The following is a 20,392-nucleotide window of genomic DNA, read 5'->3' as shown; positions in this document are numbered from 1 at the left end:
CTGCGCCGCGGCCAGCCGGAATCGGTGACCCTGGCGACGGGGCTGGCCCGTTTCCACGTGCAGGGCGGCAGCATCGAGTGGAGCCGGTATCTGCCTGCCGCGGCCCGGGTCGAGCTGCCCACGTATGCCTTCCAACGCCGCCGCTACTGGCTGGAAGCGGCCGTCGGCAGCAACCTCGGCGCCCTCGGGCTGCTCCCGGGGGGCAACCCGCTGCTCGGTGCGGCCACCGCGCTGGCCGGGGCCGACGCCTACCTGCTCACGGGTCGGCTGTCGGTGCCGTCCCAGCCCTGGCTGGCCGACCACCGCGTCTCCGGCGCGATCGTGCTGCCCGGCACGGCGTTCGTGGAACTGGCCGTGCAGGCCGCCGACCGGGTCGGCTGCGACCGGGTCGAGGAACTCGTTCTGCGGGCGCCGCTCGTGCTCACCGACACCGGTGCGGTCCGGTTGCAGGTGGCAGTCCGTGAGGCCCAGGACTCCGGCCGCCGCGCCTTCGACATCTACGCACAGGCCGAGGACGCGTCCGAGGACGAGCCGTGGACGCTGCACGCCACCGGTACCCTCGCCGTCGGCCCGAACGAACCCGTCGCCGCGGAAGAGGCCTGGCCACCGCGGGACGCCACCCCGCTGGCCGTCGACACCGCCTACGCCGACCTCGCCGCCCGCGGCCTGGACTACGGCCCGGCGTTCCAGGGCCTGCGCGCGGCCTGGCGGCGCGGCGACGACATCCTCGCCGAGGTCGCCCTGCCCGACGAACACCGCGACCGGGCCGCCGAGTTCGGCCTGCACCCCGCGCTGCTGGACACCGCCCTGCACGCGCTCGCGCTCACCGATGACACCGGCGCCGCGCGGCTGCCCTTCTCCTGGGCCGACGTCCGGCTGCACGCCGGCGGAGCATCCGTCGCACGGGTGCGGCTCACCCCCGTCGGCGAGGGCACCGTCGCCCTGGACCTGTTCGACGCCACCGGTTCGCCGGTCGCTTCCGTCGGTTCGCTCACGCTGCGCGCCGCCACCGGCCGGCCTGACGACCGGGTGCCCCGCGACTCGCTGTTCAGGCTGGACTGGGACACCACCCCGGCCCACGCCGAACCGGCCACCGGTCATTGGGCGGTCTCCGGCTCACTGCCCGAGGCCCTGGCCGACGACCTGCGCGCCGCCGGGGTCGGCCTCACGGGCGACGACGGTGACGGCGCCGCCGACCTCACCGTGCTGGCCGTACCGGCGGGGCAGCCCGCCGAGCAGATCACCTCCGCCGTGCTGCGACAGGTGCAGGACTGGCTGGCCGCCGCCCCCGCGCCCGCCCGGTTGCTCGTGGTCACCACAGGGGCGGTCGCCACCGAACCCGCCGACCACCCGGCCGATCCGGGCGGCGCGGCGGTGTGGGGCCTGCTGCGCGCCGCGCAGGCCGAACAGCCCGACCGGATCGTGCTGGCCGACCTCGACGACACCACCGAATCCCGCCGCGCGCTCCCCACCGCGCCGGCCATCTCCCAACCCCAGGTGGCGCTGCGGGGTGGCGCCCTGCTCACCCCACGGCTCGTCCAGCCCGAGCTGGTGCCGCCCGCGGACCCGCACTGGCGGCTGGCCGTCACCCGCCCCGGCACCCTGGACAACCTCGCGCTGGTGCCCGCCCCTGCCGCGGCCGCCCCACTGGGACCTGGTCAGGTGCGCATCGCGGTGCGTGCCGCGGGGCTGAACTTCCGCGACGTGCTCATCGCCCTGGGCATGTACCCCGGTGAGGTCGCCCTCGGCGGCGAGGGCGCCGGCGTGGTCACCGAGGTGGCCGCCGACGTCACCGACCTCGCCCCGGGCACCCCGGTCACCGGCCTGTTCGGCGACGCGTTCGCCCCCGTCGCCGTGGCCGACCGGGCACGGGTCGCGCCGATCCCGGAGGGCTGGACGTTCGAGCAGGCCGCCGCCATGCCGATCGCGCATCTCACCGCCTACCTCGGCCTGGTGGGACTCGCCGGGCTGCGGGCCGGCGAATCGGTGCTGATCCACTCCGCGGCCGGCGGCGTCGGCATGGCCGCCGTGCGGCTGGCCCGGCATCTCGGCGCCGAGGTCTACGGCACCGCAAGCCCGGGCAAGTGGCACGTCCTGCGCGACCTGGGTCTGGACGACGCGCACATCGCCTCCTCCCGCGACACCGGCTTCGCCGCCAAGTTCGGCCCGGTCGACGTCGTACTCAACTCGCTGTCCGGCGAGTTCGTCGACGCCTCCGCGGCACTGCTGCGCCCCGGCGGCCGGTTCCTGGAGATGGGCAAGACCGACCTGCGCGACCCGGCCGACTTCCCGGACATCGTCTACCGCCCGTTCGACCTGATGCAGGTGCCGCCGGACGAGATGCAGCGGCTGCTGGTCGCGGTGCTGGAACTGTTCGCGGCGGGCGCCCTGACCGCGCCGCCGCCGTCGGTGTGGCCGATCGCCCGCGCCACGGACGCGTTCCGGTTCCTCAGCCAGGCCCGGCACACCGGCAAGCTGGTCCTCACCCTGCCCCGCAGGCTCGACCCCCGGGGCACCGCGCTCATCACGGGCGGCACCGGAACTCTCGGGGGGCTGGTCGCGCGGCACCTGGTGCGTGAGCACGGTATCCGGCACCTGCTGCTGACCAGCCGTCGCGGAAGCGCCCCGGAACTGGCAGCCGAACTCACCGAACTGGGCGCCGAGGTGCGCGTCGCGGCCTGCGACGCCGCCGACCGGGACGCGCTCGCCGCGCTGCTGGCCGACATCCCCGCCGAACACCCGCTCACCGCCGTCGTTCACGCCGCCGGGATCGCCGACGACGGGCTGTTCACCGCGCTGACCCCGGAACGGCTGGCCGCGGTACTGCGGCCCAAGGTGGCCGCCGCGGCCCACCTCGACGAGCTGACCCGCGGGCACGACCCGGCCGCGTTCGTGCTGTTCTCCTCCGCCACCGGCACCCTCGGCGGCCCCGGCCAGGCCAACTACGCCGCCGCCAACGCCTGCCTGGACGCGCTGGCCGGGCAGCGGCGCGCCGCCGGACTGCCCGCCCAGTCGCTGGCCTGGGGGCTGTGGGCCCCACCCAGCGGCATCACCGGCGAACTGTCCCCATCGGACCTGGCCAGGATGGCCCGCGCCGGAGTGCAGGCGCTGTCCGCCGAGGAGGCGCTGGCACTGTTCGACACCGCGCTGGCCGTGGACGATCCCGTGCTGCTGCCGGCCAAGGTGCGGCTGCGCACCGCCGACCCGGCGCTGGTGCCACCGCTGCTGCGGGGCCTCGTCCGCACCCCCCGGCGCCAGGCCGCCGCCACGACCGTGCCCGGCACGCCCGGCCACACGGCCGAACCGACCGCCGAGGAACTGCTGGCGCTGGTGCGCGCCGAGACCGCCGCCGTCCTCGGCCACGCCGACGCCGGCACCGTCGACCCGCGGGCCGAGTTCCGCGCGCTGGGCGTGGACTCGCTGTCCGCGGTGGAACTGCGCAACCGGCTCACCGCGGCCACCGGCATCCCCCTGCCGGCCACCCTGGTGTTCGACTGTCCGACGCCCACCGCCCTGGCCCAGTACCTGCGCCGGGACCGTCCCGGGGACACCGCCCCCGCCGCGCCGCCCCCGGCGCGTACCGGCGCCGGCACCGACGAGCCCCTCGCGATCGTCGGCATGGCATGCCGGTTCCCGACGGACATCCGGTCCCCGGAACAGCTGTGGCGGTTCCTGCTCGACGGCGGCGACGGCATCACCGAGTTCCCGACCGACCGCGGCTGGGCCCTGGACTCGCTGTTCGACCCCGACCCAGACCGGCCGGGCACCTCCTACACCCGACACGGCGGCTTCCTGCGCGACGCCGCCGGCTTCGACGCGGAGTTCTTCGGCATGAACCCGCGCGAGGCGCTGGCCACCGACCCGCAGCAGCGGCTGCTGCTGGAGACCTCCTGGGAGACCTTCGAACGCGCCGGGATCGACCCGGCCTCGGTGCGCGGCAGCCAGACCGGCGTGTTCGTCGGCGTGATGCGCCAGGACTACGGGCCGATGCTGCACCACGCCGCCGAGGGCGTGGAGGGCTACCGGCTCACCGGCAGCGCGGCCAGCGTCGCCTCCGGCCGGCTCGCCTACGCGTTCGGCCTGGAAGGCCCCACGCTGACCGTCGACACCGCGTGCTCGTCCTCGCTCGTGGCGCTGCACCTGGCGGCCCAGGCGCTGCGCCGCGGCGAGTGCGACCTGGCACTGGCCGGCGGTGCCACCGTCATGGCCACCCCCGGGCTTTTCGTGGAGTTCTCCCGGCAGCGCGGCCTGGCCGCCGACGGGCGCTGCAAGTCCTTCTCCGCCGGCGCCGACGGCACCTCGTGGTCCGAGGGCGCCGGGATGCTGCTGGTGGAGCGGCTGTCCGACGCGCGGCGCAACAACCACCCGGTGCTGGCCGTGCTGCGTGGCTCCGCCGTCAACTCCGACGGCGCGTCCAACGGGCTCACCGCGCCCAACGGCCCGTCCCAGCAGCGGGTGATCCGTACCGCGCTGGCCGCGGCCGGACTGTCGGCACAAGACGTCGACGTGGTGGAGGCGCACGGCACCGGCACCACCCTGGGCGACCCCATCGAGGCCCAGGCCCTGCTGGCCACCTACGGCCGTGACCGGGACGGCGAACCGCTGTGGCTCGGTTCGGTCAAGTCCAACATCGGCCACACCCAGGCCGCGTCCGGCGTCGCCGGGATCATCAAGATGGTCCTGGCCCTCAGGGAAGGGCTGCTGCCCCGCACGCTGCACGTCTCCGAACCCAGCCCGCACGTGGACTGGGCCTCCGGTGCGGTGGCCCTGCTGACCGAACAGCGCCCCTGGCCGGAGACCGGCCGCCCCCGCCGCGCCGCGGTGTCCTCGTTCGGCGTCAGCGGCACCAACGCGCACGTCATCATCGAGCAGGCCCCGGCCGAGGCGCCGGTGGCGAGGGGCCGGGCGGCCCTGCCGCTGCCGGTCGTGGTCTCCGCACGCACCGAAGCGGCACTGCGCGAGCAGGCCGCACGACTGCTGACGCACCTCGGTGAGCACCCGGACAGCGAACCGGCCGTGCTGGCGCACTCCCTGCTGACCACCCGCGCCGCGCACCCGCACCGGGCCGCGGTGCTGGCCGACCCGGCCGCCGGCCTGGCCGCCCTCGCCGAGGGCATCCCCGACATCGACGTGGTCACCGGCCACGCCGCCGACGCCGGGAAACTGGCCTTCCTGTTCCCCGGACAGGGCTCCCAGCGCCTCGGCGCCGGCCGCGAACTGACCGCCGAGTTCCCCGCCTACGCCGCAGCGTTCGACGCGGTGTGCGCCGAGCTCGACCGGCACCTGCCCCGTCCGCTGCGCGAGGTGCTGTTCGCCGCCGAGGGCAGCCTCGAGGCCGAACTGCTCGACCGCACCGACTTCACCCAGGCCGCGCTGTTCGCCGTCGAGGTCGCGCTGGTCCGGCTCATCGAGAGCTGGGGCCTGCGACCGGGTCTGGTGGCAGGCCACTCGGTCGGCGAGATCGTCGCCGTACACGTCGCGGGCGCGCTGACCCTGTCCGACGCCGCCACACTGGTCGCCGCCCGCGGCAGGCTCATGGCGAGAGCCACCCCCGGCGGCGCGATGGTCGCCCTCCAGGCCACCGAGGCCGAACTCGCCCCCCTGCTGGCCGCACACGCCGGGCGGGTGCGGCTGGCCGCGGTGAACGGCCCCGCCTCGGTGGTGGTGTCCGGCGACGCCGAGGCCGTCGCCGAGATCGGCGCGCACTGGCGCGAACGGGGCCGCCGCACCCGGCAGTTGCGGGTCACCATGGCCCCGCACTCCCCGCACGTGGACGGCATCCTCGCCGAGTACCGGGACATCGTCGCCGGCATCCCGTTCGCCGCGCCGCGGCTCCCCGTCGTGTCCACGGTGACCGGGGCACCGCTGTCGGAGCGGGAGATCACCGACCCGGAGCACTGGGTGGCCAACGTCCGGGACAGCGTGCGGTTCCTGCCCGCGGTGCGCGCCCTGGCCGAGGCCGGGGCCACCGCGTTCGTCGAGATCGGCCCGGCCGCGGCGCTGACCGCGATGGCCCGCGACTGCCTGCCCGGGACCGAACCGGGGACCGAGCCCACCGCCGAACGGGTCGTGCTGCCCACGCTGCGCGACGGCCGGGAGGAAGTACCGGCCCTGCTCGAGGCGCTGGCCCGGCTGCATGTGCACGGCGCCTCCCCGGACTGGGCCGCGGTCACCGAAGGCCGCGCACCCGCGCCGGTTCCGCTGCCCACCTACCCGTTCAGGCACCGCCGGTTCTGGATGACCGGCGAGGCGCCCCCCGCCGTCGGCACGGCCGGCCTCGGCCCGGTCGGCCACCCGCTGCTCGGCGCGGCCGTCACACTGGCCGACGGCGCCGGGGTGCTCTTCACCGGGCGGCTGTCGACCACCGCCCAGCCCTGGCTGGCCGACCACGTGGTGGCCGGCCGGATCCTGCTGCCCGGCACCGCGTTCGTCGAACTCGTCGCCCGCGCCGGTGACGAACTGGGCTGCGGCCGGATCACCGAACTGACCCTGGATGCGCCGCTGGTGCTGCCCGAACCGGGCAGCACCGAGGTGCAGTTGGTGCTCGGCGCGCCCGACGAACAGGGCCGCCGCGCGGTGACCCTGTACTCCCGGGCCGAAGCGGGCACCACCGACGAGCCGTGGACCCGGCACGCCACCGGTACCGTCGAACCGCCGACCGGCACCGCGCCCCCGCTCGGGGAGTGGCCCCCGACCGAGGCGGCCGAGATCGACCCGGGCGAGCTGTACGAGCTGCTGGCCGACCGCGGGCTGACGTACGGGCCGGTGTTCCGCGGACTGCGCGCGGCCTGGCGCCGCGACACCGCCACCGGCGCCGAGGTGTCCGCCGAGGTGGAACTGCCCGCCCCGGCCGAACCCGGGGGCTTCGGGGTGCACCCGGCGCTGCTGGACGCCGCGCTGCACGCGCTGGCCGCCGACCCCGGGGCGAGCACGGCCGCGCTGCCGTTCGCCTGGGCCGGGGTGACCGTCCGGCAGCCCGGCGCCGAGGCGTTGCGGGTGCGGCTGACCCCGGTCGACGGCGGCGTCGCGATCGCCGCGTTCGACGGCTACGGTGCTCCGGTCCTCACCGTGGACAGCCTCGCGTTGCGCCCGATCCCCGCCGACCCGCGCACCACGGACTCCCGGCCCGAGGCGCTGCACGCCGTGGACTGGCAGCCGGTGCGCACCGGCACCGAGGGACCCACGCTCACCGTACTCGGCGCGGACCTCGACCTCGCCGCGGTGACCGAACCGGCGGAGTGGCTGCTGGCCGTGCTGCCCGCCACCGCGGACGACCCGGCCGGGATCGCCACCGCCACCCACCGGGTGCTGGGCCTGCTGCGCGCGTTCCTGGCCGAGGAGCGGTTCGCCTCCGGCACGCTGGTGCTGCGCACCTCCGGCGGCACCGACGGCACCGACCTGGGTGCCGCGGCCGCCTGGGGCCTGGCCCGCTCGGCCCAGTCGGAGAACCCGGGGCGCATCGTGCTGCTGGACAGTGACGGCAGCGTGACCGACGCCGTCGCCCTGGCCACCGGGGAACCCCAGCTGGCCGTACGCGACGGCGCGGTGCTCGTGCCGCGGCTGGTTCGCCTCGAGGCCGGTGAGCCCGCCGAGTGGCACCCCGAGGGCACGGTACTGGTCACCGGCGGTGCCGGCGCGCTCGGTTCGGTGCTGGCCCGGCACCTGGTCGCCGAGCGCGGCGTACGACACCTGCTGCTCGTCGGACGCCGTGGCCCCGACACCCCGGGCGCCCCCGAACTGGTCGCCGATCTCGCCCGGCTCGGCGCCACCGCCGAGGTGGTCGCCTGCGACGTGGCCGACCGCGACGCGCTGGCAGCGACGCTGGCCGGCATCCCCGAAGCGCACCCGCTGACCGCCGTGGTGCACGCCGCCGGAGTGCTGGACGACGGGATGCTCGACGCACAGACCCCGGAACGCGTCGACCGCGTGTTCCGGCCCAAGGTGGACGCCGCTCTGTACCTGGACGAGCTGACCCGCGGACTGGACCTGGCCGCGTTCGTGCTGTTCTCCTCGGCCGCCGGGATCCTCGGCAGCCCCGGGCAGAGCAACTACGCCGCTGCCAACGCGGTGCTGGACGGCCTGGCCGCCCGGCGGCGCGCGGCGGGCCTGCCCGCCGTGTCGCTGGCCTGGGGCCTGTGGACCGGCGCCGGCGGCATGGGCGACACCGCGGACGGCGCCGCACGGCAGCGCATCGAACGGCTGGGTGTGGTGCCGCTCGACCCGGACGAGGGGATGCGGTTGTTCGACGCCGTCGTCCCGGGCGGGCCCGCGCTGGTCGTCCCGGTCCGGCTGAACCGGGCCGCTCTGCGCGAGCAGGCCCGCACCGTGCCACCGGCCCCGGTGCTGCGCGGGCTGGTGCGCGTCCCGGCCCGCCGCGCCGCGGGCACCGGCGCGCTGGCGTCCGTGTTCGACGGGATCGACGAGGCCGCCCGCGGCAGGCTGGTGCGCGACACCGTACGCAGCGCCGTGGCCGCCACCCTCGGCCACGACAGCGCGGCCGAACTGGGCGACCGGCGTGCCTTCACCGACCTCGGCTTCGACTCGCTGACCTCGGTGGAACTGCGCAACCGGCTGGCGGTCGACACCGGACTGCCGCTGCCCGCGACGCTGGCCTTCGACCACCCGAGCATCGCGGCCATCGCCGAGTACCTGCTGGGCAGGCTCACCGCGGCCACCGCCCCGGCACCCACCGCACCCCGTCGCACCGGCCCGGCCGACGAGCCGATCGCCATCGTCGGCATGGCCTGCCACTACCCGGGCGGGGTCGGCTCCCCGGAGGACCTGTGGCGGCTGGTGGCCGAGGACGGCGACGGCATCTCGCCGTTCCCCACCGACCGTGGCTGGGACACCGAACGGCTCTACGACCCCGACCCCGACCGGGCCGGTCACACCTATCTGACCGCGGGCGGATTCCTGCACGAGGCGGCCGAGTTCGACGCCGCGCTGTTCGGTATCTCACCGCGCGAGGCGCTGGCCATGGACCCGCAGCAGCGCCTGCTGCTGGAGACCTCCTGGGAAGCGCTGGAACGCGCCGGCATCGACCCGCTGTCGCTGCGGGACACCGACACGGGCGTGTTCGTCGGTGTCATGTACCACGACTACGCCACCCGGTTGCCCAGCACACCGCAGGACGTGGAGGGTTACCTCGGCGCGGGCACCGCGGGCAGCGTCGCCTCCGGCCGGATCGCCTACACCTTCGGTCTGCAGGGCCCCGCGGTCACCGTGGACACCGCCTGCTCCTCCTCGCTGGTCACCCTGCACCTGGCGGCACAGGCACTGCGCGCGGGGGAATGTTCGCTGGCACTGGCCGGCGGCGCGACCGTGATGTCCACACCGGGCACCTTCATCGAGTTCTCCCGGCAGCGCGGCCTGGCTGCCGACGGCCGGGTGAAGGCCTTCTCCTCGGACGCGGACGGCACCGTATGGTCCGAGGGCGTCGGCCTGCTGGTGGTGGAGCGGTTGTCCGACGCGCGCCGCAACGGCCACCGGGTCCTCGGCGTGCTGCGTGGTTCGGCGGTGAACCAGGACGGCGCGTCCAACGGTCTTACGGCACCCAACGGCCCGTCGCAGGAGCGGGTGATCCGCACCGCGCTGGCCGCCGCGCACCTGTCCGCCGCGGATGTGGACCTGGTGGAGGCGCACGGTACCGGGACCGCGCTGGGCGACCCGATCGAGGCGCGGGCGCTGCTGGAGACCTACGGCCGGGACCGCGAGGACGACCCGGTGTGGCTCGGCTCGATCAAGTCCAACATCGGCCACACCCAGGCCGCCGCAGGGGTCGCCGGTGTCATCAAGGTCGTACAGGCGATGCGGCACGGACTGCTGCCCCGCACCCTGCACGTGGGTGAACCGACCCCGCACGCCGACTGGTCGGCCGGCGGGGTCCGGTTGCTCACCGAGGCCCGCCCCTGGCCGGAGCGCGACCGGCCGCGCCGCGCCGCGGTGTCCTCGTTCGGGATCAGCGGCACCAACGCACACGTGATCATCGAGCAGGCCGACCCGGAGAGTCCGGCCCCGCGACCGGCGCCCCGCCGGGTGGTACCGGTGCCGTTGTCCGGCGACACCGAGGCCGCGCTGCGGGCCCAGGCCGGCCGACTGCGCGGCTGGCTGGCCGCCGAGCCGGACATCGGGCCGGTCGAGCCGGCCGCCGCCCTGGCCACCGGGCGCTCCGCGCTGACCCGCCGCGCCGTGGTGGTCGCGGCCGATCGCGAGGACCTGCTCAGCGGGCTGACCGCGCTGGCCACCGGGGACACCGCGCCCCACGTGGTCACCGGAACCGCCGGGGCCGCCGGTCGCACGGTGTTCGTGTTCCCCGGTCAGGGTGCGCAGTGGGAGGGGATGGCGGTCGAGCTGCTGGATTCCTCGCCGGTGTTCGCGGCGCGGATGGCGCAGTGCGCGGCGGCGTTGGGTGAGTTCGTGGACTGGTCGTTGCTGGGTGTGCTGCGGGGTGAGGCGGGTCAGCCGTCGTTGGACCGGGTGGATGTGGTGCAGCCGGTGTCGTTCGCGGTGATGGTGTCGTTGGCGGCGTTGTGGCGGTCGTTCGGGGTGGAGCCCGATGCGGTGGTCGGTCATTCCCAGGGGGAGATCGCGGCCGCCTGCGTGGCGGGGGCGCTCTCCCTGCACGACGCCGCGAAGGTGGTCTGCGCGCGCAGCAGGCTGATCGCCGAGGAACTGACCGGACACGGCGGGATGGTGTCCGTGGCCCTGCCCCCGGACGAGGTGACCGGCCTGCTGCCCCCCGGTGGCGAGGTGACCGTCGCCGCGATCAACGGCTCCGCCTCCACCGTGGTCTCCGGCGACCCCGCGGCACTGGACCGGCTGCTGGCCGACTGCGCCGAGCGCGACATACGGGCCCGCCGGATCACGGTGGACTACGCCTCGCACTCCGCGCAGGTGCAGCGCATCGAGACACGACTGGTCCAGGCCCTCGCCGGGATACGACCGCGGGCGGCGAACGTGCCGATGTTCTCCACCGTCACCGCCGACTGGGCCGACACGGCCACGCTGGACGCCGACTACTGGTATCGCAACCTGCGTCGCACCGTCCACTTCGAACAGTCCGTGCTCGCCCTGGCCGAGCAGGGCCACCGGGCGTTCGTCGAGGTCAGCCCCCACCCCGTGCTGACGCCCGGGATCGACCAGACGCTGGACGAGGTGACCGTCGTCGGTTCGCTGCGCCGCGACGAGGGCGGGCTCGACCGGTTCCTGCTCTCCGTCGCCGAGGCTCACGTCGCCGGGCTGCCGGTACGGCTGGCCGCCGCCTTCGACGGCCTGCGGCCCGCCCCGGTGGAACTGCCCACCTACGCCTTCCAGCGGCAGCGCTACTGGCTGGCCGTCCCGGAGCACACCGGCACCGACGCCGAGGACGGCGCGTTCTGGGCGGCTGTCGACGGCGCCGACCGGGCCGACCCGAAGGCGCTGGCAGGCCTGCTCGGCGTCCCGGCCGAACCCCTCGCCGAGGTGCTGCCCGGACTGGCCGCCTGGCGCGCCGCCCAGCAGGCGACCGCCACCGCCGACAACCTGCGCTACACCGTGGGCTGGCGGCCGGCCGAGACGGCCGAGGCGGTGCTGACCGGCACCTGGCTCGTCGTCAGCCCGGACGGGCTCACCCTGGCCGAGGACTGCGCCGCCGCCCTCACCCGCGCCGGCGCCGAGGTCCGCGTGGTCGGCCCGGATGCCGTGGCGGCCGAGGCCGGCACGGCATCCGGGGTGGTCTCCCTGCTGGGCCTGGCCGAGGGGCCGCACCCGCAACAGCCCGCCGTGCCCGCAGGGCTGGCCGCCACCCTGGACCTGGTGCGCGCCCTGGCCGGCACCGGCACAGCGCTGTGGCTGGTCACCGCCGGCGCGGTCGCCGCCACCCCCGCCGACCGGTTGCCGCATCCCGAACAGGCCATGCTGTGGGGCCTGGGCCGCACCCTCGCACTGGAACACCCGAAACTGTTCGGCGGCATCGTCGACCTGCCGGAGGACCCCGGCCGCGGACTGGACAGGCTGGCCGCCGTCCTGGCCGGCACCGAGGACCAGGCCGCGGTGCGCCCCACGGGGGTCCTGGTGCCGCGGCTGGCGCACGCCCCGCTGGCCGGGCGCACCCCGGCCCGGCCGTGGCGGCCCACCGGCACCGTGCTGGTCACCGACGGACTCGGCCCGATGGGTCTGCCGGTGGCCCGCTGGCTGGCCGGCAACGGCGCGCAGGCGCTGGTGCTGACCACCGACGACCCGGCCGCGGCCGCACCGGACGACCTCGGCGTCCCGGTCACCCTGAGCACCTGCGACCCGGCCGACGAGACCGCGCTGGCCGAACTGCTCGCCGGGATCCCGGCGGACACGCCCCTGACCGCGGTGGTGCATGTCGCCGGCACGCTGCGCTCCGGTCCGCTGACCGGAACCGACCTCACCGAGGTCGCCGCCACCCTCGACGCCAAGGTGCGCGGCGCGGCCAACCTGGACCGGCTCACCGGTGAGCTGGACGCGTTCGTGCTGTTCTCCTCCGTCGCGGCCACCTGGGGCGGCAGCGAACAGGGCGCGTTCGCCGCCGCCAACGCCTACCTCGACGCGCTGGCGCAGCACCGGCACGCCCACGGGCTGCCCGCCACCGCCATCGCCTGGGGCCCGTGGGAGGGCGCCGGCCTCGGCGCGTCGGACGCCGACGCCGAGACCCGGCGCCGCGAGGAGTTGCGCCGCCGCGGCGTGCTGACTCTGGCCCCGCGGCAGGCGCTCCAGGCACTGGCCGACGCGGTGCGGCACGCCGACACAGCGGTGACCGTGGCCGACGTGGACTGGGCCGTCTTCGCGCCCGCGTTCACAGCCGCCCGGCCCAGTTCGCTGCTGGGCGAACTGCCCGAGGTGCGCGACAGTCTCGCCGTGGTCACCGAGGCACCGGCCGAGTCCGGGCAGGCCGCCCGGCTCGGCGCGCTGCCGGAGGCCGACCAGCAGCGCGAACTCATCGAGCTGGTGAGCCGGGAGGTCGCCGTCGTACTCGGCCACGACGACCCGGCGGCACTGCCCACCGGGCGGCCGTTCACCGATCTCGGGTTCGACTCGCTGGCCGCGGTCAACCTGCGCAACCGGCTCCGCGCGGCCACCGGCGTACGGCTGTCGGCCAGTGCGGTGTTCGACCACCCCACCCCCGCCGCACTCGCCGACCATCTGCGCAGGCAGCTGGTCGTGCCCGCCGCGACGGCCGTCGGCTCGCTGGACGAGGAACTCGACCGGCTGGCCGGAGTGCTGGCCGAGGTGTCCGCCGAGGACGACCGGCGGCGCGCGCTGGACCGGCTCCAGGCTCTGGTCAGCCGACTGACCCCGCGCTCGGACGGCGACCGCGAGTCGGTCTCCGAGCAGCTCGGGGCCGCCAGTGACGAAGAGATCTTCCGGTTCATCGACTCGGAGTTGAGCTGATCATGAGTGATGTCGACCGTCTCCGCGACTACCTGCGCAAGGTCACCGTCGACCTGCACGAGACCCGGCAGCGGTTGCGCGCGTACGAGCAGCGCGACGCCGAGCCGATGGCCGTCGTCGGCATGGCCTGCCGCTTCCCCGGCGGCATCACCTCGCCCGAGGACCTGTGGGAGGTGGTGTCCTCCGGCCGCGACGTGATGTCGGCGTTCCCCACCAACCGCGGCTGGCCGCTGGACCGCCTCTTCGACCCCGACCCGGACCGGCCCGGCACCACCTACGTCAAGGAGGGCGGGTTCCTGCACGACGTGGCCGACTTCGACGCCCCGTTCTTCGGCATCTCGCCGCGCGAGGCGCTGGCCATGGATCCGCAGCAGCGGCTGCTGCTGGAGACCTCCTGGGAGGCGCTGGAGCGCGCCGGCATCGACCCGCTGTCGCTGCGCGGCACCCGCACCGGTGTGTTCGTCGGCAGCGGCGCGCAGGACTACGGGATGCTCGCCGCGCAGGCCGCCGAGGACCTGGAGGGCTACCTGCTGACCGGCAACGCGATCAGCGTGCTGTCCGGACGGCTGTCCTACACCCTGGGCCTGGAGGGCCCCGCGCTGTCCGTGGACACCGCCTGCTCCGCCTCACTGGTCGCCCTGCACCTTGCCTGCCAGTCGCTGGCCCGGGGCGAGTGCTCGCTGGCGTTGGCCGGGGGAGCGTCGGTGCTGTCCACCCCGGCCGGGTTCGTGGAGCTGTCCCGGCAGCGCGGCCTGGCCCCCGACGGCCGGGCCAAGGCGTTCGCCGAGGCCGCCGACGGCACCGCCTGGGCCGAGGGCGCCGGGGTGCTCGTGGTGGAGCGGCTGTCCGACGCGCGCCGTAACGGTCACCGCGTGCTGGCCGTGGTACGTGGTTCGGCGGTCAACCAGGACGGCGCGTCCAACGGACTGACCGCCCCGAACGGGCCCTCCCAGGAACGGGTCATCCGCGCCGCGCTGGCCGCGGCCCACCTGTCCACGTCGGACGTCGACGTGGTGGAGGCGCACGGTACCGGCACCGCGCTGGGCGACCCGATCGAGGCCAACGCGCTGCTGGCCACCTACGGCCGCAACCGGCCCGCCGACCGCCCGCTGTGGCTGGGCTCGCTGAAGTCCAACCTGGGCCACGCCGGCGCGGCCGCCGGGGTCGGCGGTGTGATCAAGATGGTGATGGCGCTGCGCGGCGACCACCTGCCGCGCACCCTGCACGTGGACGAGCCCACCTCCGAGGTGGACTTCTCCTCCGGTGCCGTGGCGTTGCTGACCGAGCCGCAACCGTGGCCGGAGACCGGCCGCCCGCGCCGCGCCGGGGTGTCCGCGTTCGGCATCAGCGGCACGAACGCGCACGTGCTGCTGGAGCAGGCCGCCGAGTTCGCCCCGCCCGAGCCGGACCACGACGGCTCCGCCGACGGTCGGGCCGCACGGGCCTTCACGACCGGCCCGGTGCCCGTGGCGGTGTCCGGCCGCACCCGCGAGGCGCTGCGCGCCCAGGCCGACCGGCTGCTGTCCACGGTGCGGCGCGGCACCCCGCTGCCCGACCTCGCCGCAGCCCTGCTGCGCTCCCGCGCAACCCTCGAACACCGCGCCGTGGTCGTCGCCGACGACCCGGACACCCTCACGGAGGGCCTGCGCGCCCTGGCCGCGGGCCGGCCACACGACGCCCTGGTCAACGCCACCGCGGCGCCCAACGACCGGGTCGTGTTCGTGTTCCCCGGGCAGGGCTCGCAGTGGGCGGGCATGGCCGCCGAACTGCTGGACTCCGCCCCGGTGTTCGCCGCGCACCTGGCGGAGTGCGACACCGCGGCCCGCTCCTTCGTCGACTGGTCCGTCACCGACGTGCTGCGCGGCGCGCCCGGCGCGCCCTCCATGGAACGCATCGAGATCCTGCAACCGGTGCTCTTCGCGGTGATGGTGTCGCTGGCCGAGCTGTGGCGCTCCTACGGCCTCACACCGGCCGCGGTGGTCGGCAGCAGCCAGGGCGAGATCGCCGCAGCCTGCACCGCGGGGGCGCTGTCCCTGCACGACGCGATGAAGATCGTGGTGCTGCGCAGCCAGTTGTTCGCCGACGAACTGCGCGGCAACGGCGCCGTGGTGTCGGTGGCCGCGTCCGAAGAGCAGGTCCGCGCCCGGCTGGACGCCCAGGGCGACGCGCTGCACATCGGCGGCGTCAACGGCCCCCACGCGGTCACCGTGGTCGGCGAGCCGGCCGGACTGGAACGGTTCGTCGCCGAGGCCACCGCCGACGGGTTACGCGCCCGGCTGGTCGGCTCCACCGTCGCCTCGCACTGCGACCAGGTCGACCCGCTGCGCGAGCGCATCCTGGACATGTTCGCCGACATCCGGCCCACGGCCACCACGGTGCCGTTCTGCTCCACCGTCACCGGCACCTTCACCGACACCACCACCCTGGACGCGCAGTACTGGTTCGACAACGCCCGCCGGCCGGTGGCTTTCGACCCGGCCGTGCGCACGCTGCTGGCCGCCGGGCTCCGGTTCTTCGTGGAGGTCAGCCCGCACCCGGTGCTGGTCACCGCCGTGCAGGACATCGCCGAGGACGCCGGGGCCGACGCCACCGTGATCGGTTCGCTGCGCCGCGACCAGGGTGGCCCGGACCGGTTCCTGCGCTCGGTGGCCGACGCGCACACCCGCGGCGCTCCGGTCGACCTGGGCGTCGCCCTGGCCGGCCGCGACACCGCCTGGGTGGACCTGCCCACGTACCCCTTCCAGCGGCAGCGCTACTGGCCCGAGCCCGACCCCACTGCCTCGCCCGCCACCGCAGACCCGGTGGAGTCCGACTTCTGGGAAGCGGTGGAGAGCGCCGACCTGGACCGCCTCGGCGACGCCCTGCGACTGGACGCCGAACCACTGGCCGCCGTGCTGCCCGCGCTGTCGGCCTGGCGGCGTCAGCGACGCGAGCAGTCCGTCGTGGAGTCCTGGCGCTACGCACTGGACTGGCGGCCGGTGTCCGACCCGGCCGGCGCCCGGCTGTCCGGGGACTGGCTGGTCGCCGTGCCGCCCGGGCACACCGGACCGGAGCTCGACGCCCTTGCCCGGCACGGCGCCCGGGTGATCCGGGTCGAGGTGACTCCCGGTCCGCCGGACCCGGAAGCCCTGCGTACCGCGCTGGCCGGTGCGCGGCCGGTCGGAGTGCTCGCCCTGCTGGGCTGGCCGGCCGCCGTGTCCCTGGTCCGCGCCCTGGTCGATCTGGGTGTGGAGGCCCCGCTGTGGTTCACCACCACGGGAGCGGTGGCCCTGGACGCCGAGCCGACGGGCGACCCGGACCAGGCCGCACTGTGGGGCTTGGCGCCGACTGTGGCCCTGGAACACCCCGGCCTCACCGGCGGCATCGTCGACCTGCCCGCCCGGCCCGACGAACGGGCGCTGACCCGCTGGTGCGCGGCGCTGTCCGGGCTGACCGGCGAGGAACAGCTCGCCGTACGCCCGGCCGGGCTGTTCGCCCGCCGCCTGGTGCGCAGTCCGCTGACCGAGCTGGCCGGCGCCGCCTGGCGGCCGACCGGCACCACCCTGGTCACCGGCGCGGACAGTGCCGTGGGTGCGGCCGTGGCCCGCTCGCTGGCCGCCGCGGGCGCCCCCGCGTTGCTGTTGACCGTCGATCCCGGGGACGCGGTGGCCGAGGACGTCACCGCCGAGCTGCGCGCACTGGGCACCCAGGTGCGCACCGCCGCCTGCGACCTGAGCGACCGTGAGGCGGTGGCCGCGCTGCTGGCCGAGCTGCCCGCCGGGCAGCCGCTCACCGCCGTGGTGCACACCGCCGTGCCGCTCACCGAAGCGCCGCTGAGCGCCCTCGACGGAGCCGCCGCCGCGGCGGCGCTGAACCCCGGCGTCACCGCTGCATGGCATCTGCACGAGCTCACCAGGGACGCCCCGCTCACCGCGTTCGTGCTGTTCTCCTCCATCTCCGGCACCTTCGGCGGTGTCGGCCAGGCTGCCTACGCGGCGGCCACGGCCGCGCTGGACGCGCTGGCCGAGCATCGCGCCGCGGCCGGGCTGCCCGCTCTGTCGGTGGCCTGGGCCCCCTGGGCCGACCCGGCGGACACCACGGGCGTGGCGGCCACCCGCAGGGAACGCCTGGCCGCCCGGGGCATCGGGGTGCTGGACGAGCACCGTGCCCTCGCCGCGCTCGGCGACGCGCTCACCGCCGGGGATACCCGCCTCCTGCTGGCCGAGGTGGACTGGCCGCGGTTCCGCAGTGCCTACACCCTCACCGGCCCGCGCCCGCTGATCGCCGACTTCACCCCCGACCGCGGCCGCCGTGAAGCGGGCGGTCCGGCCACCCCGGCCGCCGGGGAACTGGCCGCGCTGCCCGCCGCCGAGCGGTTCGGCGCGCTGCTGACCGCGATCACCGGGCAGGCCGCGGCCGTCCTGGGCTTCCCGGACGGCTCCGCGATCGACCCGGCCCGCCGGTTCCTCGAGCACGGGTTCGACTCGCTGACCACCTTGGAGCTGCGCAACCGGCTCTCGGCGGCCACTGGGCTGCGACTGACCGCAGCCACCCTGTTCGAGCACGACACCCCCGAGGCCCTGGCCCGGCACCTGCAGGGTGAACTCGGCCCGGGCCCGGCCGCCACCACCGCCGGCTCGGGCTTGTTCGGCGGCCTCTACCGTCAGGCGGCCGAAACCGGGAAGACCGGCGAGTTCGTCGAGCTGCTCGCAGCCGCCGCCAGGCTGCGCCCGACCTTCGGCTCCGCCGAGGAGGCCGGCGCGCTGTCCCCACCAGTGGAACTGACGGCGCACGACGAAGGCCCGGTGCTGATCTGCCTGCCCACCGTGCTGGCCACCTCCGGCCCGCACCAGTACGCCCGGTTCGCCGCCGGGCTGCGCGACCGGCGGGCGGTCTCGGCCATCGCGCTGCCCGGCTACCTCGACGGCGAACCGCTCCCCGCCGACCGGCCCGCGGCGATCGAGGCCGCCACCGATCAGGCGCTGACGGCGGCGGGGGAGCGGCCGGTGGTGCTGGTCGGCTACTCCTCGGGCGGCCTGCTGGCCAACGGCGTCGCGGCCCGGCTGGCCGCGCTGGGGCGCCCGGCTGTCGGACTGGTGCTCATCGACACCTTCGTGTTCGGCCCCGAGTTGACCACCACCGGCGCCACGCTGTTCGAGCAGATGTTCGCACGGTTGGCCGACAGTGGCGCGGCCACCGATGCCCGGCTGACCGCGATGGGCGGCTACCTGCGGCTGCTCACCGGTTGGGAACCCGTCGACTCCGCGACACCGATCCTGGTGGCCCGCGCCACCGAGCCACTCGCCGGGTTCGACCGCCCGCCGGCCGACTGGGCGTACCCGCACGACGTGGTGGAGCTGGCCGGCGACCACTTCACCGTCCTGGAAGAGCACGCCGACCGTACGGCCCGTGCGGTGGACGAGTGGCTGGAGAAGCGATGACACGACGACACACCACCGTTCTGGTCGTCGGCGCGGGCCCGTGCGGCCTGGCCATGGCCGCGCAGCTGAGCCGCCTCGGCGTCGAGGTCACCGTGGTGGACGCGGAGAACCAGGCGCACACCGGGTCCCGGGCGATCCTGCTGTGGCCGCCGGTGCGGGAGGTGCTCGGCGAACTCGGCCTGGCCGAGCGTGCCGCCCGGGACAGCGTCCGGCCCGCCGCGCTGCACTATCACCTGGGCTCGGGCGGCAGCGTGCGGGTGCCGCTGACCGAGGTCAACGCCCCGCTGGTGCTGCCCCAGGAGCGCACCGGACGACTCCTGGCCGAGGCGCTGGCCGACCGTGGCGTCAGTGTCGAGTGGGGCACCCGGGTCACCAAGGTCGTCCCGGACGAGCACACGGTCACCGTCACCGCGACCCGCGCGGACGGCGGCACCACCGAGATCGAGGCCGACTGGGTGGTGGGCGCGGACGGGCTGCGCAGCCAGGTGCGCGCCCAGTTGGGCATCGACTTCTCCGGGGCCCGGTTCCCGGCCACGTTCCTGCTCGCGGAGGGCCGCATCGCCGGGCTGAACGGCACCGGGCTGAACGGCACCGGGGTGAACGGAACCGGGGTGAACGGCACCGAGGAGATCAGCACCGAGGAGATCCACTACTTCCTCGCCGACACCGGCGTCGCGCTGCTCGCCCCGCTGCCCGGCGGCGAGTTCCGCCTCTCCGGCGCGGTCCCGGCCGGCACCGAGGCCACCGCCGAGCACGCCCAGGCGCTGCTGGACGAGCGCGGTCCCGGCGGACTCCGCTTCACCGAGGTGCGCACCGTGACGCTGTTCTCCAGCGACGAGCGGGTGGCCGGCGCGCTGCGCTCCGGCCGCTGCTTCCTCGTCGGCGACGCCGCGCACGTGCACAGCCCGATCGGCGGTCAGGGGCTCAACCTGGGCATCCCGGACACCCGCAACCTGGCCTGGAAACTCGCCGGCGTGGTGCACGGCCGGCTGCACGAGTCGATCCTGGACACCTACGACCCGGAGCGGCGCGCCGCGATCACGCAGACCCTCCAGGCCACCGGCCGGATGGCCCGGCAGGCCGTGGTCGGCCCGGTGGCCCGCCGGGCCCGCGACCTCACGTGGCGGTTGCTGCAGGTCTCCGGCGCGCTGGCCCACGGCTACGCGCCGATGCTGGCCGGCTGGCGCAGCCGCTACCCGGACGTGCTGTTCGGGACCCCGGCCGGCGCCACGCGTCGCTCCCGGCCGCGACCCGGAACCCGGGATCCCCGGTGGATCCCCACATCTTCCGACGAGTTGGCCGGCCGGTTCCAGCTGATCACCTACGGAGGTACGGACGGTCGACTCGCCTCCGAAGCCGCAGAGTTGGCCGGCCGGCTGCCCGGGCTGGTCGCACACTTCCCGCTGGGCGGCCGGAGACAGCGGTTCGTGCTGCTGCGCCCGGACGGTTACGCGGCCGCCTCCGGCGGCGCCGACCGGTTCCCCGACGCCGCCGCGAAACTCGCCGCATTGGCCCCCACCACCTCATCCCCGGCGACCACCGCGCGGTGAGGGAGAGCACCCGTGAAGAAAGGACAT

2 protein-coding genes and 2 pseudogenes are annotated in these 20,392 nt (G+C 75.7%); all 4 read left to right on the top strand.

The window, feature by feature from the left end; translation table 11 throughout:
- Positions 1-24: 24 nt before the first annotated feature.
- A pseudogene (locus AC067M_RS42075) lies at positions 25-1,005 on the top strand (polyketide synthase dehydratase domain-containing protein); the annotation flags it as partial.
- A gap of 24 nt (positions 1,006-1,029) precedes the next feature.
- Positions 1,030-13,395 (top strand): type I polyketide synthase, encoded by a 12,366-nt coding sequence (locus AC067M_RS42070; protein WP_478702284.1) that lies wholly within the window; start codon positions 1,030-1,032, stop codon positions 13,393-13,395.
- Positions 13,396-13,397: 2 nt separating this feature from the next.
- Positions 13,398-18,788, top strand: a pseudogene (locus tag AC067M_RS42065) (type I polyketide synthase); the annotation flags it as partial.
- Between the two features lie 23 nt (positions 18,789-18,811).
- Positions 18,812-20,365, top strand: coding sequence for an FAD-dependent oxidoreductase (locus AC067M_RS42060; RefSeq protein WP_478702281.1), 1,554 nt, complete (start codon positions 18,812-18,814; stop codon positions 20,363-20,365).
- The last annotated feature ends 27 nt before the right edge of the window (positions 20,366-20,392 follow it).

The organism is Streptomyces sp. NPDC043427 (assembly GCF_056436655.1).
This window is presented reverse-complemented; position numbering and strand designations above follow the sequence as displayed.